Here is a 17,497-nt window from a genome sequence, read left to right as displayed (position 1 = left end):
GGCTTACTTACCCGCCTTTCCGACCTTGCGCCGGATGACTTCGCCCTCGTACTTGACGCCCTTGGCCTTGTACGGGTCAGGCTTGCGCAGCTTGCGGATGTTGGCCGCAACCTCGCCGACCTTCTGCTTGTCGATGCCCTCGACCGAGAACCGCGTCGGGTTCTCGACCTTGAAGCTGATGCCCTCGGGCGCTTCGACGGTGATCGGGTGGCTGTAGCCGAGCGCGAACTCGAGGTTCGAGCCCTTCGCCGCCACGCGGTAACCGACACCGCTGATCTCGAGCTTCTTCACGTAACCCGCGGTTACGCCGGTGATCATGTTCGCCACCAGCGTGCGGGACAGGCCGTGCAGGGCCTTGTTCTGACGCTCGTCGTTGGGGCGGGTGACGTTGAGAACGCCGTCCTCACCCTTGGCGATGTCGATCGGCGCAGCGACGGTGTGGGAGAGAGAGCCCTTGGGGCCCTTCACCGAAACCGTACGGCCGTCGATGGTGACGTCCACGCCGGCGGGAACCGTGATGGGGAGCTTGCCAATACGCGACATAGCTGTTTCCTCCGTTCCCTTCTACCAGACGTAGGCGAGGACTTCTCCGCCTACGCCCTTCTTGCCGGCCTGCTGTCCAGTGAGGAGACCGTGCGACGTGGAGATGATCGCCACGCCGAGGCCACCGAGCACCTTGGGCAGGGAGGTGGACTTCGCGTACACACGCAGACCAGGCTTCGAAATCCGCTTGATGCCCGCGATGGAGCGCTCACGGTTCGGGCCGAACTTCAGCTCGAGGACGAGCTTCTTGCCGACTTCGGCGTCCTCGACCTTCCAGCCGGTGATGAAGCCCTCCTGCTGGAGGATCTCCGCGATGTGCGACTTGATCTTGCTGTGCGGCATCGCGACATCGTCGTGGTACGCCGAGTTCGCGTTACGCAGACGAGTCAGCATGTCCGCGATCGGATCAGTCATGGTCATGAATTGGCCTTCGGCCTCTCTCGCCGGGGTTTCCTGGATGCGCCATCCCTCTCCCCACTCACTCAATGGCGGGACGGGTGCGGTGCGGGGGACCTACGGCGTAGTAAGTCGTACGGGCGGCAATCAGGCGCCCAACCCTCCTAGCCTAAGCCATGGAGGGATGGGCACCTGACCAACCCATTAGCTTACCGAGAGCTTCGGGAATCCCTAGAAAACGGGATTACCAGGAGCTCTTGGTCACGCCCGGCAGCTCGCCACGGTGAGCCATCTCACGAAGGCAGACGCGGCACAGGCCGAACTTGCGGTACACGGAGTGCGGACGGCCACAGCGCTGGCAGCGCGTGTAACCACGTACGCCGAACTTGGGCTTACGAGCAGCCTTGGCAATCAGAGCCTTCTTCGCCATCTCGCTTACGCCTCCTTGAAGGGGAAGCCGAGGTGACGGAGGAGCGCGCGGCCCTCAGCGTCGTTGGTCGCCGTGGTCACCACGGTGATGTCCATACCCCGGGTGCGGTCGATCTTGTCCTGGTCGATCTCGTGGAACATGACCTGCTCGGTGAGACCGAAGGTGTAGTTGCCACGGCCGTCGAACTGCTTGGGAGACAGACCACGGAAGTCGCGGATGCGCGGCAGCGCGAGCGACAGGGTGCGGTCCAGGAACTCCCACATGCGGTCGCCACGAAGCGTGACGTGGGCACCGATCGGCTGGCCCTCGCGCAGCTTGAACTGCGCGATGGACTTACGGGCCTTGGTGACGGCCGGCTTCTGACCCGTGATGGTGGTCAGGTCACGGACGGCACCGTCCATGAGCTTCGAGTCACGGGCGGCGTCGCCGACACCCATGTTGACCACGATCTTGACGAGACCGGGGATCTGCATGACGTTCTCGTAGGAGAACTCCTCACGCAGCTTGCCCGCGATCTCCTCGCGGTACTTCGTCTTGAGACGCGGAGTCGTGGTGGTAGTCATCAGATGTCCTCACCCGTCCGCTTGGCAACGCGGATCTTGTTGCCCTCGTCGTCGAAGCGGTAACCGACACGCGTGACAACCTTGTTGCCGTCCTTCTCAACGACCAGCTGGACGTTGGAGACGTGGACGGGCGCCTCGGTCGTGACGATGCCGCCGGCCTGCGAACCCTTTGCGGTCGGGCCGGCCTTGGTGTGCTTCTTGACCCGGTTGACACCCTCGACCAGGACGCGGTCCTCACGGGGGAAGGCCGCGATGACCTTGCCCTGCTTGCCCCTGTCCTTACCGGTGATGACCTGAACCAGGTCGCCCTTCTTGATCTTCATGCTTACAGCACCTCCGGCGCGAGCGAGATGATCTTCATGAACTTCTTCTCGCGCAGCTCCCGGCCCACCGGGCCGAAGATACGGGTGCCACGAGGGTCGCCGTCGTTCTTCAGAACAACAGCGGCGTTCTCGTCGAAGCGGATGTACGAGCCGTCGGGACGGCGGCGCTCCTTGACGGTGCGAACGATGACGGCCTTGATGACGTCACCCTTCTTCACGTTGCCACCGGGGATCGCGTCCTTGACGGTGGCGACGATGACGTCGCCGATGCCCGCGTAGCGGCGACCGGAGCCACCGAGGACACGGATGCAAAGGATTTCCTTCGCACCAGTGTTGTCGGCGACACGCAGTCGCGACTCCTGCTGGATCACGTCTATCTCCTGATTGTCTGCCGGTTCCCCAACACGGGGTTGTCTGTACAACCCCGTACCGGAGCCTGGCGGAACTGCCCTGCGGGTAGCCCCCGCAGGAATTACTTGGGCCGCCCGGCGGGCCGCGTAAGTGACTCACGCGGCCCGGCCGGTTCCGGTGGGAGCTCCGTAAGTCGCCTTACGGAGCTCCGGCCGGAGCGGCGAGTCTGGCTACGGGTTCAAAACCCCGCAGGGACTACTTGGCCTTCTCGAGGATCTCGACGATGCGCCACCGCTTCGAGGCGGACAGCGGCCGGGTCTCCATGATGATGACACGGTCGCCGACGCCGGCGGCGTTCTGCTCGTCGTGGGCCTTGAGCTTGTTCGTACGGCGGATGACCTTGCCGTACAGCGCGTGCTTCACGCGGTCCTCGACAGCGACGACGACGGTCTTGTCCATCTTGTCGCTGACGACGAGACCCTCACGGGTCTTGCGGAAGCCACGGGCTTCGGTGCTGTTCTGCTCAGTCACGTTGCTCTCGCTCATCAGGCGCTCTCCACCGTCTCGATGCCCAGCTCGCGCTCACGCATCAGGGTGTAGATCCGCGCGATGTCCTTACGGACGGCCTTGAGCCGACCGTGGTTCTCGAGCTGACCCGTCGCCGCCTGGAAGCGGAGGTTGAACAGCTCTTCCTTGGCTTCGCGGAGCTTGTTGAGAAGCTCCTCGTCACCCAGTTCGCGCAGCTCGGACGCCTTGGTACCGGCCGACATCACGCTTCACCTGCCTCGCGCTTGACGATCCGGCACTTCATCGGCAGCTTGTGGGCTGCGCGAGTGAGGGCCTCACGGGCGATCTTCTCGTTGGGGTAGGACAGTTCGAACATGACCCGGCCCGGGTGCACGTTCGCGATCCACCACTCGGGGGAACCCTTACCGGAACCCATGCGGGTCTCGGCAGGCTTCTTGGTGAGCGGGCGGTCCGGATAGATGTTGATCCAGACCTTGCCGCCACGCTTGATGTGGCGGGTCATCGCGATACGGGCCGCCTCGATCTGGCGGTTGGTCACGTATGCCGGCGTGACGGCCTGAATGCCGTACTCGCCGAACGAGACCGCCGTACCGCCCTTGGCCATGCCACGGCGCTTCGGGTGGTGCTGCTTGCGGTGCTTGACCCTACGGGGGATCAGCATGTCGGTCAGGCCTCCGTTCCGGTGCTTTCAGCAGCCGGAGCGGCAGCCGCCGGAGCCTCGGCCTTGGGGGCCTCGGCAGCGGGAGCCTGCTGCGGCTTGCGGCCGCGGCCGCCACGCTCGCCACCACGGCCACCACCACGGGCCGGACGGTCGGCGGCGCCACCGGCACCGCCACGCGCCGGGCGGTTACCCGCACGGGCAGCGGCGTTGTCGGCGCGGACCTCGGCGATGTTCTTGACGTCGCCCTTGTAGATCCAGACCTTCACACCGATACGGCCGAAGGTCGTCTTGGCCTCGAAGAAGCCGTAGTCCACGTTCGCGCGGAGCGTGTGCAGGGGCACACGGCCCTCGCGGTAGAACTCCGAGCGGGACATCTCGGCGCCGCCGAGACGGCCACCACACTGGATCTTGATGCCCTTGGCGCCGGCCTTCATCGTCGACTGCATGCTCTTACGCATGGCGCGACGGAAGGAGACGCGGGAGGACAGCTGCTCGGCGACGGCCTGAGCGACCAGCTGAGCATCGAGCTCGGGGTTCTTGACCTCGAGGATGTTGAGCTGGACCTGCTTCTTGGTCAGCTTCTCCAGGTCGCCGCGGATACGGTCGGCCTCGGCGCCACGGCGGCCGATGACGATGCCCGGACGCGCGGTGTGGATGTCGACGCGGACGCGGTCACGGGTGCGCTCGATCTCAACCTTCGAGATGCCGGCGCGCTCCATGCCGGACGTCATCATCCGACGGATGGCGACGTCTTCACCGACGTAGTCCTTGTACAGCTTGTCGGCGTACCACCGGGACTTGAAGTCCGTGGTGATGCCGAGCCGGAACCCATGCGGGTTAACCTTCTGGCCCATTACCGGGTTCCTTCCTTGCTGCTGACGACCACGGTGATGTGGCTGGTCCGCTTGCGGATCCGGTAGGCGCGGCCCTGGGCACGCGGACGGAACCGCTTCAGGGTCGGACCCTCGTCGACGTACGCCTCAGTGATGACGAGGCTGCCGGCGTCGGTGTGGTCGTAGTTGTGCGCGGCGTTGGCGATGGCGCTGTCAAGCACCTTGCCGACCGGCACGCTCGCGGCCTGCGCGGCGAAACGCAGGACCGCCTGAGCCTCCGTGGCATCCATGCCACGGATAAGGTCCACCACGCGGCGGGCCTTCATGGGCGTAACGCGGATGTACCGCGCCTGGGCCCTGGCTTCCATGGTTGTCCTTCCAGTGTCTGTCATGGTCGATTCCACCCCGCGTTAGCGGCGCTTCGACTTCCGGTCGTCCTTGACGTGACCCCGGAAGGTGCGCGTCGGCGAGAACTCGCCGAGCTTGTGGCCGACCATCGACTCGGTGACAAACACCGGGATGTGGGTCTTGCCGTTGTGCACCGCGATCGTGTGGCCGAGCATGGCCGGGATGATCATCGAGCGACGGGACCAGGTCTTGATGACGTTCTTGGTACCGGCTTCGTTCTGTACGTCCACCTTCTTTACAAGGTGTCCGTCGACGAAGGGTCCCTTCTTGAGACTGCGCGGCATCTAAACCCGCTCCTAGCGCTTCTTGTTCGTCTTGCGGCGGCGGACGATGTACTTGTTCGATGCCTTCTTCGGCGAACGAGTACGACCCTCCTTCTGACCCCACGGCGAGACCGGGTGACGACCACCGGAGGTCTTGCCTTCACCACCACCGTGCGGGTGGTCAACCGGGTTCATCGCCACACCGCGGACGGTCGGGCGGACGCCCAGCCAGCGCTTACGGCCGGCCTTGCCCCAGTTGATGTTGCTCTGCTCGGCGTTGCCGACCTCGCCGACCGTGGCGCGGCAGCGCTGGTCGACCAGGCGGATCTCGCCGGAGGGCATACGAAGGTGGGCCATCGTGCCCTCCTTCGCCAGCAGCTGCACCGAGGCGCCTGCGGAGCGGGCGAACTTGGCGCCGCCACCGGGACGGATCTCGATCGCGTGGATCGTGGTACCGACCGGGATGTTGCGGAGCGCCAGGTTGTTGCCCGGCTTGATGTCGGCCCCAGGACCGTTCTCGACGCGGTCACCCTGCGACAGGTTGCGGGGGGCGAGGATGTAGCGCTTCTCGCCGTCCGCGTAGTGCAGCAGCGCGATGCGCGCGGTGCGGTTGGGGTCGTACTCGATGTGCGCGACCTTCGCCGGCACGCCGTCCTTGTCGTGACGACGGAAGTCGATCACTCGGTAGGCGCGCTTGTGTCCGCCACCCTGGTGGCGAACGGTCACACGACCGGAATTGTTACGGCCGCCCTTGCTGTGCAGGGGGCGAACCAGCGACTTCTCCGGCGTGGACCGCGTGACCTCGACGAAGTCGGCGACGCTGGAGCCACGGCGGCCCGGCGTAGTCGGCTTGTACTTGCGGATTCCCATTTCTCAGTCCTCGTCCGATATCGGACGATCCGACCCGCTTACGCGGCCGGACCGCCGAAGATGTCGATACGGTCGCCCTCGGCGAGGGTCACGATCGCGCGCTTGGTGTCAGCGCGCTTACCGAAACCGCTCTTGGTGCGCTTGCGCTTGCCGATGCGGTTGATCGTGTTGACCCCGGTGACCTTGACCGAGAAGACCGCCTGGACGGCCTGCTTGATCTGGGTCTTGTTGGTGCCGGGAGCGACGATGAACGTGTACTTGTTCTCGTCGATGAGCGCGTAGCTCTTCTCGGACACGACCGGCTTCAGCAGGACGTCACGGTGGTCCGTGTACGACTTGCTGACCGGCGTGACGACGGTGTTCTTGCCCTCGGCCTCGTGGCGCTTCGCCTTGGCGACGCGCGCGGCCTTGGCGGCCTTGGCCGCCTTGGAGGCAATGGCGGGGTGACGGATCGCCATCAGACCTCGCTCCCTTCGGTGTCAGTGGCCTTGGGGCCGGACACGAAGGACTCGAAAGCGGCCTGGGTGAAGACCACGTCGTCCGAGACGAGAACGTCGTACGTGTTCAGCTGGCCCGGGTCCAGGATGTGCACCTGGGGCAGGTTGCGGGCGGAAAGCAGCCCGGCCTCGTCGGAGCGCTCGATGACCAGGAGCACGTTCTTGCGCTCACTGACCTTGCCGAGGAAGCTCTTCGCGGCCTTGGTGGAGGGGGTGTCGCCCTCGATCACGCTCGTGATCACGTGGATACGAGCGTTGCGGGCCCGGTCGGTGAGGGCGTGGCGCAGGGCCGCGGCCTTCATCTTCTTCGGGGTCCGCTGCGAGTAGTCACGCGGGGTGGGGCCGTGAACGACGCCACCGCCGGCGAACTGCGGCGCACGGGTCGAACCCTGACGGGCGCGGCCGGTGCCCTTCTGACGGTAGGGCTTCCTACCGCCACCACGGACCTCGGCGCGGGTCTTGGTCTTGTGCGTGCCCTGACGGGCAGCGGCCAGCTGCGCGACGACGACCTGGTGAAGCAGCGGGATGCTGATCTTCTCTACGTCGAAGATCTCCGCGGGGAGCTCGACGCTTCCGGTCGTCTCGCCAGCGGGCGAAAGGATGTCAACAGTGCTCATCGGTACCTCAGGCCCCCTTGGCCGCGGTGCGGACCAGGACGAGGCCGCCGTTCGGACCAGGAATCGCGCCCTTGATGAGCAGCAGACCCTTCTCCGCGTCAACGGCGTGGACGGTCAGGTTCTGGGTGGTGACCCGCTCGTTACCCATGCGGCCCGCCATGCGCATGCCCTTGAAGACACGGCCAGGGGTGGCACAGCCACCGATGGAGCCGGGAGAGCGGTGCTTGCGCTGGACACCGTGGCCGGCGCCGAGACCATGGAAGTTGTGACGCTTCATGACACCGGCGAAGCCCTTGCCCTTGCTGTTGGCGGTCACGTCCACCTTGACGCCGGCCTCGAAGGTCTCGGCGGTGATCTCCTGGCCGAGGGTGTACTCGCTGGCACCAGCGGTACGGATCTCGACGAGGTGGCGGCGGGGGGTGACGTCAGCCTTGGCGAAGTGACCCTTGAGGGGCTTGTTCACCTTGCGAGGGTCGATCTCGCCGAAGGCGATCTGGACCGACTCGTAGCCGTCGGAGTCATTCGTACGGACCTGGGTCACGACGTTCGGACCGGCCTTGACGACGGTGACGGGAACGACACGGTTGTTCTCGTCCCACACCTGCGTCATGCCGAGCTTCTCGCCCAGGATGCCCTTGATCTGCTTAGCCATTCTCAGATCACCGTCCCCTAGAGCTTGATCTCGATGTCGACACCGGCCGGGAGGTCGAGTCGCATCAGAGAGTCAACGGTCTTGGGCGTCGGGTCGAGAATGTCGATCAGGCGCTTGTGCGTGCGCATCTCGAAGTGCTCGCGAGAGTCCTTGTACTTGTGCGGCGACTTGATGACGCAGTACACGTTCTTCTCAGTGGGCAGCGGCACCGGGCCCGCGACCGACGCACCAGTGCGTGTCACCGTCTCGACGATCTTCTTCGCCGAGGAGTCGATGACCTCGTGGTCGTAGGCCTTGAGCCGGATGCGGATCTTCTGTCCCGCCATGGCTACTCAGTAGTCCTGTCTCTTCGTACGCTCTGGAACCCGGTGTTCCGAACTCACTTCGCCCTGCTTGTCCGACCCACGCGGTCGGGTGTGTCGCGCTCTCACCGACACAGATGTCCCATATGAGACGTCCCTGCACGGGAAGCACGGCCCTTCCGGAACCGCGGGCCGGGGGCGACTGCGTCAAATTTCCCTGACGCGAACCCACCGGGCGCCTGGCCGGTGCCGCACTGACGCTTCCCGAAAGATTCCCGTACGTCCGCTCCAGCGCTGCCTTACGACAGATGGGGCGACGAGTACTGTGGGACTCGCTTTCGGTCCTCCCGGCGGGAGGCGCGCAGCATCGACAACTCGACCGAGCAACTCGGACAGTCTGCCATACGGGGCAGGGCCTCCGCCAATCGAGCGGGAGAGAATACCCGCAGGGTGACGAAGGTCAAACGCGGACGGGGCGTGTCCCCCGGTCGGCGGCATCGGCCATGATCCCGGTGTGACGCACGACATGGACCTGAACGAGGCGGCAGCCCGCCTGGAATCGCACATACGGGACTGGCGGGCGGCGGGCCTGCAAGTCTCGGACGTCCTGTGGTCACGGGATGCGGGCGCCCTGGCCGTGCAAGTCGAGTGCCCGTCCTGGCAGGTCCAGCTCACCGTGGAACTGCACGGAGCCGGCCGGGCGCGAGTCTTCTTCCTCTCGGCGGCCGAGCCTGCCGGAGAACGCCACCGGGTCTCGTCCCTCGACGCGTGGAGCACGCTGCTGACGGAATCGGTGGCCCGCGCCTGCCGCGTACGCCTGGTGCAGGCCCGCCTGCTCACCAGTACCTGTACGACCGGCTGGCTGGACTGGATCCACGGCGAGCTGTGGCTGCTCCCGGAGGGCCTGCTGCGCATCCGCAGCGGTCTGCTGACCACACTGGTGAACTCCGGCGGCTCCGGCCTGACCCCACGGGACCCGTACCGGCTCATCGCCCACGACGCGGAGACCGTCCTGGCCGCCCATCCCACGAACAAGCTGATCCCGTTCGCGGGGATGGGCGCGGCGCGCCTGCACGGCGGGGTGACCACCTCCGGTCTGGAGGTGGTCATGACGGACGGCACCCACCACAAACTCCTGTGGCCGTCCTGGGACCCGGCCCGGCGACTACTGCGGGAGCGTTTGCTGCCCCTGCTGGGAGCACGGCTCACGCACTGACCGGACGGTTGCGTACGACCTCGGTGACGTCGTACGACGATCAGCGCACGTCGATGTAGTCCTGGCCGCTGGTAGCGGTACCGGTCGTGGTGTTGCCGAGGTACACCCACCGGAAGAACCCGTCGGTGGAGGCGGTGACCGTGGTACGGAGGGCACCCGCGCTGTTGGTGGTGACCTTCTTGAGCGTCTTGAAGGCGGTCTCGCCCTTGGCCCGGAACTGGAGACTCACCGTGCTGCCGGCGTAGGGGCCGTTCTTGTGGGTGGTCCAGTTCGCCCGCGTGAGCTTGCCCGCGACGGTGAGCTTCTTGCCCTTGGCGACCGGCTCCGGGGTGACGTCGGCGACGGAGAGCTTCGCGGCACGCCTCAGGGAGACAGTTCCGGATCTTGAGTCGAACTCCTCGGCCAGGACAGGGCCGTCGCCGGCCGGGAACAGACGAAGGTGCACGCCGATCTTCCACTTGGTGGCGTCGCTGTTGGAGTCGATCTCGTCCATCGACGGATCGGGATCGATGAAGAGTGTGCCCTCACAACGGGCCCTCTGGGAGTCCTGCTCGTAGCAGGTGTAAGGAAGCGTCCACAGGGAGTCTTCGGCGCTGTCGTTAGCCACGTCCTTCAAGCTTCCCCGGTAGAGGAAGGGGGAGACGCCCCAGCGGGCAGGGTCACCTGCCGAAGGCAGGGTGATATTGAACGGGACGGGTGCTTCCGCCACCTTCGATGTGCCGACCACGATCGGCTTGCCCTTGTTGAAGACCAGGTTCGACACGACGATGCCCGTGTCCTTCGCCTGCGCGGCCGGGGCGTTGAGCACCGAGAGCGCGAGGGCTCCGACCGTCGCGATCACTGCGGCGGTACGTCTTCGGCCTCGTATACCTGCGTTCATGCACACCCTCTTCTGGCAGCTACTCGATCAACTGCCGGAAGCGTACGAGATGAACTCGGCCCAGCTGGTGGGCAGTTCCCTTCTCGCCTGTCCGTCCGCCGTGCCTCGGCGCCCACCTCGAACGCACAGGTCACACCGGAACCCGGGAAGGTGCGTCCCGGTGACGTGTGCTCAGGAGGGCCCAGCGCTCTTTTCAAAGAAACACGGGAGATAAAGAAACCCACCAAACCCCACCTACCCTGCCGTTCGCCACAGACGGCGGCCCCGGCCGCTTCCGCGCGAACTCACTCACTCACTCCCCCGAGTGAACATCAGCAACTTCGCTGGATTTGTGCCCGGTTGCCTGCCTTACGCTCAGCCCAACGCGGCACGACCACGTCACAGACAACTCCAGACATGCGACGGCCCTCGCCGGGACTGCAATCCCAATGCGAGGGCCTGACCACCGAGGAAGTAAGGCTTCCCGATGGATACGCAGAACCCTAGTGCGCCCCCGTGCGCCCAGTCCCGCCCGGCGGGAAAAAATCACCCTCACCGACGCCCCAGTTCCGGCGTCTCCGGGGTGATCCACGACAACGCCCGCCACACCACCCGCTTCACGGTGATCGGCAACCACCTCGCCCAGCACCCCGAGCTGTCGCTGCTCGCCATCGGCCTGGGCACACACATCCAGTCGCTGCAAGCCGGCGCCCCCGTCGACATCAAGACCCTCGCCAAGAGATTCCCCGAGGGCCCGGCCCGTATCGCCGCCGCCCTGCGCGAACTGGAAACCCACGGCTACCTCAGCCGAACCCGCGAACGCACCCCCACCGGCAACATCGTCACCCGCACGATCTCCTGCAACCAGCCCGGACGTCACGCCGACGGTCACGCTGATCGCCGTACCAGGCCGGAGTCGGGGTCCCCAGCGGAGTCGGAGTCCAAGCCCCGACCGGAGCCGCATCCGGGGCCCGCTCCCGAACACAGGGCCCCCGAGCCCACCCGGCCCGCGCACCCCACCACCGCCCCCGGCCCGCCCAAGAAGCGCACCCCACGCAAGCCCCTCCCCGCCGTACCGCAGCCCGCGTACAAGGGACCAGGCCTCCTCCAGGCAGCCACCGACCTCCTCGCCGATCTCCGCCGCCTCGACCCCGACCTGCTCCTGTCGGCCTGCGACACGGCCCACCTCGCACCCGGAGTCGCCGCCTGGCTGGAACGCGACGCCAGCCCCACCGCCGTACGACACGCCCTGATCAGCGACCTCCCACCAGAGGGCATGCGCCGCCCAGCCGCCTTCCTGGCCCACCGCCTCACCGCGAAGCTGCCGCCCCCGGCGCCGTACCGCGCACCGGCCGGGCCATCACCCGTCCGGCACCCACTCCAGAACTGCGACGGCTGTGAGCGGGCCTTCCGCAGTCCGGAGCCCGGCAGATGCGGCGAATGCCGTCAACTCCACAGCGGATCAACTCTCGGAGTCCTTCACCCCTCGGGGTGAACGTCACCAACTTGGCTGCTGCCAGGCCGTGTTGGACTCCTACGCTCGCGGCGAGATTCGTCCTGGCACATGCCATAGGCAATTTTTTTCCGCATGCCGCGTACCACCTCACACTCCCAGGGACCCCTATGGTCAGCGCGCCCCACGAAGCGATGCACCGCATCTTCCAGCACGATCCACGCCTCTTCAGCCGCCTCTCCGACGTGCTCGGCTTCTCCCTCCCCACCCCGGTGGAAGTCACCGTCATGCCCACCGACCTCACCGAGACCGAGCCCGTCGAACGTCGTGTGGACACCCTCCTACGGCTGAGGAGCGCCGAGCACGGCTCCTACCTGCTCGCCATCGAGTCGCAGCGGACGAAGAACCCGGCCAAGCCCGCGAGCTGGGCGTACTACACGTCATACTTGTGGACCACGTACAAGCTGCCCACCGCGCTCATGGTCGTGTGTCAGGACCGTGCCGTCGCCAGATGGGCCCAGCAACCGGTGAGCAGCGGTCCGCCCGGACTGCCCACGCTCACCCTCACGCCCCTCGTGGTGGGCCCGCACAACACCCCCGTCATCACCGACCCGGCCGAGGCACGCGCGGACCTGGCACTGGCCACCCTTTCCGCCATCACGCACGCGACCGATCCGGACATCTTTGCCATACTGAAAGCACTGTCCACAGCCCTACAGGGCGAGCCCGAGGACATCGCCGACCCGATCATCGAATTCACCGCACAAGGCCTGGGCGACCGCCCGGCCAGGCAGTACTGGAGGAAACTGGTGGCCGTGGACCTCTCCTTCTACAAGTCCTACATCGCGGAAGAGATCCGCGACGAAGGCCGAGCACAGGGCCGAGCACAGGGCCAGGCCGAAGGCATCGCCCAAGGCAAGGCCGAGGGCCAGGCCGCCGCCATACTGCTCGTCCTGGAGCAGCGCGGCGTCGACGTGACCGACGAGATCCGGGACCGGATCACCGGCTGCGACGACACCGAGACCCTGCGCACCTGGCTCACCCGCGCCCTCACCGCCACCTCCGCTGCGGAGATCTTCGCGGACCAGTAACCGAAGTCCGGCCGACCGCAGCACGCCGTCTGTCGGAGCCGCACACACATGGCGCAGCTTCGACAGACGGTTCGCCCCGGCAGTCGGGCAGTCAGGTCAGCGCACGTCGATGTAGTCCTGGCCGCTGGTCGCGGTGCCTGTCACGGTGTTCCCGAGATACACCCACCGGAAGAACCCGTCGGTGGAGGCGGTGACCGTGGTACGGAGGGCACCCGCACTGTTGGTGGTGACCTTCTTGAGCGTCTTGAAGGTGCTCGCGCCCTTGGCCCGGAACTGGAGACTCACGGTGCTGCCGGCGTAGGGGCCGTTCTTGTGGGTGGTCCAGTTCACCCGGGTGAGCTTGCCCGCGACGGTGAGCTTCTTGCCCTTGGTGACCGGCTCCGGGGTGACGTCGGCGACGGAGAGCTTCGCGGCGCGTCTCAGGGAGACGCCTCCGGGCCTTGTCTCGAACTCCTGGACCACTTCACCGTTGCTCTTGAACAGCGCGAGGGCCACGCCGACCTTCCACTTTGTGGCGTCACGGTTGGAGACGATCTGCTTCTGCGACGGATCGGGATCGATGGACAGCGTGCCCTCGCAATGGGCCTTCTTGAGGCTGACCTCGTAGCAGGTCCTGAGGCTCAGCTGTATCTCGGGAAGCAGAACGCTTCGCTGATACAGGAAGGGTTGCGCGTCATAGCGGAGCGGGTGGTTCGTGTCGTACCCCGGAGGCAGGGCCATATCGAAGGTAAAGGACGGTTCCACCACCCGCGACGTGCCGACCACCACCGGCTTACCGTTGTTGATGACAAGGCCCGTCACGACGATGCCCGTGTCCTTCGCCTGCGCGGCCGGCGCGTTGAGCACCGAGAGCGCGAGGGCTCCGGCTGTCGCGACCACTGCGGCGGTACGTCTTCGGTTCATTCAGACCTCTCCGATGTCCAAAGGGAGCGGAAAGGCTACACCGGTGTGATCAGCTGCCGGACGCGTACGAGATGAACTCGGCCCAGGTGGTGGGGCCGAGGGTGAGGCTGGGGCCCTTGGGGGCTTTGGAGTCGCGGACGTGGATGCCATCGGGGGCGGTGGCTATCTCGACGCAGTCGCTGGGGTTGCTGCTGTCGCTGTGACTGCTCTTGAACCAGTTGAGTTCCGTGGCGCTCATAGTGCTCCCAGCGCTTGCTCGATGAAGGCCAGCGACTCCCCCGGGGAGAGCGCCTGAGTTCGGATGATGCCATACCGCAGTTCAAGGATCTGGAGCTGCCTCGGGCTGGAGACCGGACGTCCGCCGAACTCGTCGTCGGTGCGTCCGGCGCCGGTACCGTCCCCGAATTTCAGCACCTGGATGCGACCGCTCGTTCCTGGGTGGTCCGCGCGTGCCGTCGGCATCACCTGGAACTCGACGTTCGGCAACTGGGCGATCTCCAGCAGATGTTCGAGCTGTCGGTGCAGCACCATTGTCCCGCCGATCGGGCGTTCAAGGGTCACCTGTTCCTGGACGAAGCTGAGTTCCACGGCGGGCTCCCGCTGGAAGACGGCCTGCCGAGCCATTCGCCCGGCGACAGCCCGGTCCAGGCCCTCGGCCGAGAGCTTGGGCCGCCAGGGGGCGAGCAGCGCCTGCGCGAACTCCCGCGTCTGCAACAACCCGTGGACGTTGTGGTTGCTGTACAGCAGCATCTCAACGGCCCGATCCTCCAGTTCCTTCAGCTCGCGCACCTTCTTCGGATACCGCGCCTTCTCGACGTCCTCCATGAACGTCCGCAGATGCCCTCCGACGTTCAGGACATCGTCAGCCCGATCCAGGAACTCCACCCTCGGGATCCGCGCCCCGCGCTCGATCTTGCGGATCATGTCCTCGCCGTACCCCATGACTTGGGCGAAGTCGGCCACCCTCATCCCGGCCTGTTCGCGGCAGAACCTGACGAGTCGCCCGACCGCCTCGATCAACGGCGCACTCTCGTCGCCAGGTTCGAGGTCCCAGCCGGACTCGTCCACACCTTCGTTGCCTTCGATTTCGTTGCTCATGCCACCCACCTCCAACGCGCACCCGTACCCGCACGTCATCCGAGACAGCCGAGACAGAGCGAGACAAGAACCGGACAGCGCGGATACGCACAGGCGTCACCGCACGTCAAGGCAAGCATGTTCAGCCACGCTCAGTGACATGAATCAGGAAACCGCCGATCACCGGACCCAACACACCGGCCGCATCTGCAACTTCAGCGCCCTACTGCCGCCCACGCCCCGTGGAGCCCGGCAGGCCCGTCAGCTCGCGGTGCAGCAACTGCGGGACTGGGGACTCCCTTTGGACCCCGCGGAGCACCTCGTCGCGGAACTCACGGCGAACGTGGTGACCCACGGGCGCGTACCGGGCCGCGATTTCCGGCTCATGCTGTACGTCATCGGCACCACCCTCCGCATCGAGGTGACGGACACCCGGGACGACCTGCTGCCGGGGGTACGGGAGCCGGCACCGGACAGCGAGTCGGGGCGGGGACTGGTCATCGTCGAGGCGTTGGCGGACCGGTGGGGGGTGGGGTTGGGACCGCGTCCTCGGAAGACGGTCTGGGCGGAGTGCGGGGTGGGGTGAGGGGGCCGGGGAGGCGTGAAACCCGGATGCGGGCCGGCCTGGCCGTTCCCTACCCTGCCCGAATGGACTCCGTATCGATCAGGCCGATGCAAGAAGCCGATCTCCCATCGGCGGAACAGGCTTCCGCCGCGACCTTCTTCGAGGCGGAGAGCGGTACCAGGCGGGTCAGTGACCCGGAGGTCGAGCCGCGTTCGGCGATCGCCTCGAAGCAGTGGATCGACCGGATGCGTTTCTTCCTGGGCGTGGATCCGGGAGGTTGCTGGGTCGCCGTGGAAGAGGAAGCGGGCGCCGACCGGACAGTCGGGTTCGCCATCTCGCAGAACCGCGACGGCCTCTGGTTCCTCGCGACCTACGGCGTTCTGCCCAGCCACCAGGGACTGGGCCTCGGCAAGCGCCTGATCGACGCCGCCCTCGCCCACGCCGCTGGGCGCCCCGGCATCTTCTCGTCCAGCGTCCACCCCGGCGCCACCCGCCGCTACCGGCTGGCGGGCTTCTCCCTGCACCCGCAGATGCGGATGACAGGCACCGTCGACCGGTCCACGCTCCCTGTGGTCGACGGCCTCAGGGAGGGCCGGGCTGATGACTTCGAGTGGATGGACCGGCTGGACCGGGACCTGCGGGGCGCGGGCCACGGCCTCGACCACCTCTACATGCTCGACACCCTGCAACTGGTCGTGTCCGAGGACCGCGCGAAGCCCGGATACGTCTACACCGACGACCGGGGACAGGCGTCCCTGCTGGCCGCCGCGCACCCCGAGACCGCGCAACGCCTCCTGTGGGAGGCCCTGGCCTCGTCTCGGGGGCGCACCCTGGTCAACTGCATCACCACGCCCAACCAGTGGGCGGTCGACGTCGGTCTGGCAGCCCGTCTCGACATCGGGCAGGAGGGTTACATCGCCGTCCGCGACATGCCTGCCCCGGCTCTCTACCTGGCCAGCGGGCACTTCCTCTGACCCTGACGGGCGCGGGTACAGGTCTCCGTCCTCGGCATCCATCCGTAACGGTCAGTCCCCCTCCCGCAACCCCTCCCCCACCGCCGCGAACGCCGGCTTCCGCCCGAACTCCTCGTCCGTCAGCGTCGCCGCCCCCTGCCCACCGAAGACCCCGGGCACCCACGAGTACTTGTCCGTGAAGCCCCACACCGTGAACGAAGTGCACCGCCGCGCCTGCACGCACGCGTCCAGCAGTCCCCGGAAGTACGTCGCCTGGGTCGCCAGTTTCGTCTCGTCCACCGGCAGGATCATGCGTACGTCGACCTCGGTGAACGCCGTCTGCATGCCCAGCTTCTCGAAGCGCGCGAGGTTCTCGGCGACCTGGCCCGGGAAGCCGTACTGGATGGCCAGGTGCCCCTGGATGCCGAAGCCCTGTACCGGGACCCCCGCCGCCCGCAACCGCTTCGCCAGGTCGTAGTAGGCGGTCGACTTCGCGTTGACGCCCTCGACGTTGTAGTCGTTGAGGAACAGCTTGGCCTTCGGGTCGGCCGCGTGGGCCCAGCGGAAGGCGTCCTCAATGTACGACGGGCCCAGCTCGCGCAGCCAGATCGAGTCGCGCAGCGAACCGTCGTCCCCGAAGACCTCGTTCACCACGTCCCACTGATAAATCCGGCCCTTGTACCGCTTCACCTCCGTGGTGATGTGGTCCCGGAGTACGGCCCGCAGCTCGGCCGCCCCGATCGAGCCGTCCGCCACGCCCGACGTCAGCCATCCCGGCAGCTGGTTGTGCCACACCAGCGTGTGGCCCCGTACCGCCTGCCCGTGCGCCCGCGCGAAGCGGATCAGGTCGTCCGCCTGCCGCCAGTCGTACGTCCCCCGGGTCGGCTCCACCGACTCCCACTTCATGACGTTCTCGGCGGTCACCGAGTCGAACTCCCGGGCCGTGGTCCTGCGATACGTCGTGTCGTCGGCCAGCGCCGTCATGTCCACGGCCGTGCCGACGCGTACACCGGTACCGGCCGCCAGCGCCCTCAGCGGGACGGGGTTCGGGTGCGCCGACGCCGGCTGCGCACCCCCACCGGCGATCACCAGCGTCGCGCCCAGCACCGCCGCGGAAACGGGCATGCGGAAGACGTTCATGTA

27 protein-coding genes are annotated in these 17,497 nt (G+C 66.6%); 5 read left to right on the top strand and 22 right to left on the bottom strand.

Translation table 11 applies throughout. The features are described from left to right. Window positions 1–3: 3 nt before the first annotated feature. The 17 genes from rplF to rpsJ form a co-directional block, all read right to left on the bottom strand. Window positions 4–543: a 50S ribosomal protein L6 gene (gene rplF, locus ACW4TU_RS27885; protein ID WP_164407105.1), complete on the bottom strand. Its 540-nt coding sequence runs from the start codon at window positions 541–543 to the stop codon at window positions 4–6. A 21-nt stretch (window positions 544–564) separates the two neighbouring features. Next, window positions 565–963 carry a 30S ribosomal protein S8 gene (rpsH, locus tag ACW4TU_RS27880; protein ID WP_081218894.1) on the bottom strand — a complete coding sequence of 133 codons (399 nt, stop codon included), beginning with the start codon at window positions 961–963 and terminating at the stop codon, window positions 565–567. Window positions 964–1,183: 220 nt separating this feature from the next. Continuing rightward, a complete protein-coding gene (locus tag ACW4TU_RS27875) occupies window positions 1,184–1,369 on the bottom strand; it encodes a type Z 30S ribosomal protein S14 (protein ID WP_003948630.1) in 186 nt (61 codons plus the stop codon). A 5-nt stretch (window positions 1,370–1,374) separates the two neighbouring features. Continuing rightward, window positions 1,375–1,932: a 50S ribosomal protein L5 gene (gene rplE, locus ACW4TU_RS27870; protein ID WP_164318966.1), complete on the bottom strand. Its 558-nt coding sequence runs from the start codon at window positions 1,930–1,932 to the stop codon at window positions 1,375–1,377. After that, entirely contained in the window at window positions 1,932–2,255 is a 324-nt protein-coding gene (rplX, locus tag ACW4TU_RS27865; protein ID WP_164318969.1) for a 50S ribosomal protein L24, read from the bottom strand. Before rplX ends, rplE begins: the two co-directional genes overlap by 1 nt. 2 nt (window positions 2,256–2,257) lie before the next feature. Then, entirely contained in the window at window positions 2,258–2,626 is a 369-nt protein-coding gene (rplN, locus tag ACW4TU_RS27860) for a 50S ribosomal protein L14 (protein WP_006376015.1), read from the bottom strand. Window positions 2,627–2,861: 235 nt separating this feature from the next. Further along, a complete protein-coding gene (gene rpsQ, locus ACW4TU_RS27855) occupies window positions 2,862–3,152 on the bottom strand; it encodes a 30S ribosomal protein S17 (RefSeq protein ID WP_457417494.1) in 291 nt (96 codons plus the stop codon). After that, window positions 3,152–3,376: a 50S ribosomal protein L29 gene (gene rpmC, locus ACW4TU_RS27850; protein ID WP_005481220.1), complete on the bottom strand. Its 225-nt coding sequence runs from the start codon at window positions 3,374–3,376 to the stop codon at window positions 3,152–3,154. Before rpmC ends, rpsQ begins: the two co-directional genes overlap by 1 nt. Beyond that, window positions 3,376–3,795, bottom strand: coding sequence for a 50S ribosomal protein L16 (rplP, locus tag ACW4TU_RS27845; RefSeq protein ID WP_164318975.1), 420 nt, complete (start codon window positions 3,793–3,795; stop codon window positions 3,376–3,378). Before rplP ends, rpmC begins: the two co-directional genes overlap by 1 nt. A 5-nt stretch (window positions 3,796–3,800) precedes the next feature. After that, a complete protein-coding gene (rpsC, locus tag ACW4TU_RS27840; RefSeq protein WP_164407106.1) occupies window positions 3,801–4,649 on the bottom strand; it encodes a 30S ribosomal protein S3 in 849 nt (282 codons plus the stop codon). Continuing rightward, the gene (gene rplV, locus ACW4TU_RS27835; protein WP_164318980.1) at window positions 4,649–4,996 is read right to left on the bottom strand and encodes a 50S ribosomal protein L22; all 348 of its coding nucleotides are present in this window, start codon (window positions 4,994–4,996) and stop codon (window positions 4,649–4,651) included. Before rplV ends, rpsC begins: the two co-directional genes overlap by 1 nt. A gap of 42 nt (window positions 4,997–5,038) precedes the next feature. Continuing rightward, window positions 5,039–5,320, bottom strand: coding sequence for a 30S ribosomal protein S19 (gene rpsS / locus ACW4TU_RS27830; protein ID WP_024755409.1), 282 nt, complete (start codon window positions 5,318–5,320; stop codon window positions 5,039–5,041). A 12-nt stretch (window positions 5,321–5,332) separates the two neighbouring features. Beyond that, on the bottom strand, window positions 5,333–6,169 hold the full coding sequence (gene rplB / locus ACW4TU_RS27825; protein ID WP_006376052.1) for a 50S ribosomal protein L2: 837 nt from the start codon (window positions 6,167–6,169) through the stop codon (window positions 5,333–5,335). 38 nt (window positions 6,170–6,207) lie between these two features. Beyond that, the gene (rplW, locus tag ACW4TU_RS27820) at window positions 6,208–6,627 is read right to left on the bottom strand and encodes a 50S ribosomal protein L23 (RefSeq protein ID WP_457417493.1); all 420 of its coding nucleotides are present in this window, start codon (window positions 6,625–6,627) and stop codon (window positions 6,208–6,210) included. Then, complete coding sequence (rplD, locus tag ACW4TU_RS27815) at window positions 6,627–7,283, bottom strand: 50S ribosomal protein L4 (RefSeq protein WP_457417492.1); 657 nt, start codon at window positions 7,281–7,283, stop codon at window positions 6,627–6,629. The genes rplW and rplD overlap by 1 nt, the downstream gene beginning before the upstream one ends. A 7-nt stretch (window positions 7,284–7,290) precedes the next feature. Beyond that, on the bottom strand, window positions 7,291–7,935 hold the full coding sequence (gene rplC, locus ACW4TU_RS27810; protein ID WP_457417491.1) for a 50S ribosomal protein L3: 645 nt from the start codon (window positions 7,933–7,935) through the stop codon (window positions 7,291–7,293). 17 nt (window positions 7,936–7,952) lie between these two features. Then, window positions 7,953–8,261, bottom strand: coding sequence for a 30S ribosomal protein S10 (rpsJ, locus tag ACW4TU_RS27805; RefSeq protein WP_003948644.1), 309 nt, complete (start codon window positions 8,259–8,261; stop codon window positions 7,953–7,955). Window positions 8,262–8,751: 490 nt separating this feature from the next. Here rpsJ and ACW4TU_RS27800 point away from each other — a divergent pair, with 490 nt between their 5' ends. Continuing rightward, window positions 8,752–9,453 carry a hypothetical protein gene (locus ACW4TU_RS27800; RefSeq protein ID WP_457417490.1) on the top strand — a complete coding sequence of 234 codons (702 nt, stop codon included), beginning with the start codon at window positions 8,752–8,754 and terminating at the stop codon, window positions 9,451–9,453. A gap of 40 nt (window positions 9,454–9,493) precedes the next feature. On the opposite strand, the gene ACW4TU_RS27795 is transcribed toward ACW4TU_RS27800, so the two are convergent. Continuing rightward, entirely contained in the window at window positions 9,494–10,333 is an 840-nt protein-coding gene (locus ACW4TU_RS27795) for a hypothetical protein (protein WP_457417489.1), read from the bottom strand. 466 nt (window positions 10,334–10,799) lie between these two features. On the opposite strand from ACW4TU_RS27795, the gene ACW4TU_RS27790 reads away from it, so the two are divergent. After that, window positions 10,800–11,807, top strand: coding sequence for a helix-turn-helix domain-containing protein (locus ACW4TU_RS27790; RefSeq protein ID WP_457417488.1), 1,008 nt, complete (start codon window positions 10,800–10,802; stop codon window positions 11,805–11,807). Between the two features lie 128 nt (window positions 11,808–11,935). Next, window positions 11,936–12,856 (top strand): RpnC/YadD family protein, encoded by a 921-nt coding sequence (locus ACW4TU_RS27785; protein ID WP_457417487.1) that lies wholly within the window; start codon window positions 11,936–11,938, stop codon window positions 12,854–12,856. 96 nt (window positions 12,857–12,952) lie between these two features. On the opposite strand, the gene ACW4TU_RS27780 is transcribed toward ACW4TU_RS27785, so the two are convergent. The 3 genes from ACW4TU_RS27780 to ACW4TU_RS27770 are packed head-to-tail and all read right to left on the bottom strand — an operon-like array spanning window position 12,953 to window position 14,857. Then, window positions 12,953–13,759, bottom strand: a complete 807-nt coding sequence (locus ACW4TU_RS27780; protein ID WP_457417486.1) for a hypothetical protein — start codon at window positions 13,757–13,759, stop codon at window positions 12,953–12,955. Window positions 13,760–13,808: 49 nt separating this feature from the next. Next, window positions 13,809–13,997 carry a DUF397 domain-containing protein gene (locus ACW4TU_RS27775; RefSeq protein ID WP_457417485.1) on the bottom strand — a complete coding sequence of 63 codons (189 nt, stop codon included), beginning with the start codon at window positions 13,995–13,997 and terminating at the stop codon, window positions 13,809–13,811. Beyond that, window positions 13,994–14,857, bottom strand: coding sequence for a helix-turn-helix domain-containing protein (locus ACW4TU_RS27770; protein ID WP_457417484.1), 864 nt, complete (start codon window positions 14,855–14,857; stop codon window positions 13,994–13,996). Before ACW4TU_RS27770 ends, ACW4TU_RS27775 begins: the two co-directional genes overlap by 4 nt. A 139-nt stretch (window positions 14,858–14,996) precedes the next feature. Here ACW4TU_RS27770 and ACW4TU_RS27765 point away from each other — a divergent pair, with 139 nt between their 5' ends. Continuing rightward, complete coding sequence (locus tag ACW4TU_RS27765; protein ID WP_457417483.1) at window positions 14,997–15,422, top strand: ATP-binding protein; 426 nt, start codon at window positions 14,997–14,999, stop codon at window positions 15,420–15,422. Window positions 15,423–15,484: 62 nt separating this feature from the next. Next, the gene (locus ACW4TU_RS27760) at window positions 15,485–16,375 is read left to right on the top strand and encodes a GNAT family N-acetyltransferase (protein ID WP_457417482.1); all 891 of its coding nucleotides are present in this window, start codon (window positions 15,485–15,487) and stop codon (window positions 16,373–16,375) included. Window positions 16,376–16,426: 51 nt separating this feature from the next. Here ACW4TU_RS27760 and ACW4TU_RS27755 read toward each other — a convergent pair whose 3' ends face one another. Continuing rightward, entirely contained in the window at window positions 16,427–17,479 is a 1,053-nt protein-coding gene (locus ACW4TU_RS27755; RefSeq protein WP_457417481.1) for an endo-1,4-beta-xylanase, read from the bottom strand. Window positions 17,480–17,497: the final 18 nt, after the last annotated feature.

The organism is Streptomyces kryoterrae (assembly GCF_054072135.1).
The sequence above is the reverse complement of the archived record's forward strand: the minus strand, read 5'-3'. Positions and strand labels throughout refer to the sequence as shown.

Bases quoted from the DNA above. Each gene is read 5' to 3' on its own strand.
- rplF (WP_164407105.1), bottom strand. From the start codon at position 543: ATGTCGCGTATTGGCAAGCTCCCCATCACGGTTCCCGCCGGCGTGGAC.
- rpsH (WP_081218894.1), bottom strand. From the start codon at position 963: ATGACCATGACTGATCCGATCGCGGACATGCTGACTCGTCTGCGTAAC.
- ACW4TU_RS27875 (WP_003948630.1), bottom strand. From the start codon at position 1,369: ATGGCGAAGAAGGCTCTGATTGCCAAGGCTGCTCGTAAGCCCAAGTTC.
- rplE (WP_164318966.1), bottom strand. From the start codon at position 1,932: ATGACTACCACCACGACTCCGCGTCTCAAGACGAAGTACCGCGAGGAG.
- rplX (WP_164318969.1), bottom strand. From the start codon at position 2,255: ATGAAGATCAAGAAGGGCGACCTGGTTCAGGTCATCACCGGTAAGGAC.
- rpsQ (WP_457417494.1), bottom strand. From the start codon at position 3,152: ATGAGCGAGAGCAACGTGACTGAGCAGAACAGCACCGAAGCCCGTGGC.
- rpmC (WP_005481220.1), bottom strand. From the start codon at position 3,376: ATGTCGGCCGGTACCAAGGCGTCCGAGCTGCGCGAACTGGGTGACGAG.
- rplP (WP_164318975.1), bottom strand. From the start codon at position 3,795: ATGCTGATCCCCCGTAGGGTCAAGCACCGCAAGCAGCACCACCCGAAG.
- rpsC (WP_164407106.1), bottom strand. From the start codon at position 4,649: ATGGGCCAGAAGGTTAACCCGCATGGGTTCCGGCTCGGCATCACCACG.
- rplV (WP_164318980.1), bottom strand. From the start codon at position 4,996: ATGGAAGCCAGGGCCCAGGCGCGGTACATCCGCGTTACGCCCATGAAG.
- rpsS (WP_024755409.1), bottom strand. From the start codon at position 5,320: ATGCCGCGCAGTCTCAAGAAGGGACCCTTCGTCGACGGACACCTTGTA.
- rplB (WP_006376052.1), bottom strand. From the start codon at position 6,169: ATGGGAATCCGCAAGTACAAGCCGACTACGCCGGGCCGCCGTGGCTCC.
- rplW (WP_457417493.1), bottom strand. From the start codon at position 6,627: ATGGCGATCCGTCACCCCGCCATTGCCTCCAAGGCGGCCAAGGCCGCC.
- rplD (WP_457417492.1), bottom strand. From the start codon at position 7,283: ATGAGCACTGTTGACATCCTTTCGCCCGCTGGCGAGACGACCGGAAGC.
- rplC (WP_457417491.1), bottom strand. From the start codon at position 7,935: ATGGCTAAGCAGATCAAGGGCATCCTGGGCGAGAAGCTCGGCATGACG.
- rpsJ (WP_003948644.1), bottom strand. From the start codon at position 8,261: ATGGCGGGACAGAAGATCCGCATCCGGCTCAAGGCCTACGACCACGAG.
- ACW4TU_RS27795 (WP_457417489.1), bottom strand. From the start codon at position 10,333: ATGAACGCAGGTATACGAGGCCGAAGACGTACCGCCGCAGTGATCGCG.
- ACW4TU_RS27790 (WP_457417488.1), top strand. From the start codon at position 10,800: ATGGATACGCAGAACCCTAGTGCGCCCCCGTGCGCCCAGTCCCGCCCG.
- ACW4TU_RS27785 (WP_457417487.1), top strand. From the start codon at position 11,936: ATGGTCAGCGCGCCCCACGAAGCGATGCACCGCATCTTCCAGCACGAT.
- ACW4TU_RS27780 (WP_457417486.1), bottom strand. From the start codon at position 13,759: ATGAACCGAAGACGTACCGCCGCAGTGGTCGCGACAGCCGGAGCCCTC.
- ACW4TU_RS27775 (WP_457417485.1), bottom strand. From the start codon at position 13,997: ATGAGCGCCACGGAACTCAACTGGTTCAAGAGCAGTCACAGCGACAGC.
- ACW4TU_RS27770 (WP_457417484.1), bottom strand. From the start codon at position 14,857: ATGAGCAACGAAATCGAAGGCAACGAAGGTGTGGACGAGTCCGGCTGG.
- ACW4TU_RS27765 (WP_457417483.1), top strand. From the start codon at position 14,997: ATGAATCAGGAAACCGCCGATCACCGGACCCAACACACCGGCCGCATC.
- ACW4TU_RS27760 (WP_457417482.1), top strand. From the start codon at position 15,485: ATGGACTCCGTATCGATCAGGCCGATGCAAGAAGCCGATCTCCCATCG.
- ACW4TU_RS27755 (WP_457417481.1), bottom strand. From the start codon at position 17,479: ATGCCCGTTTCCGCGGCGGTGCTGGGCGCGACGCTGGTGATCGCCGGT.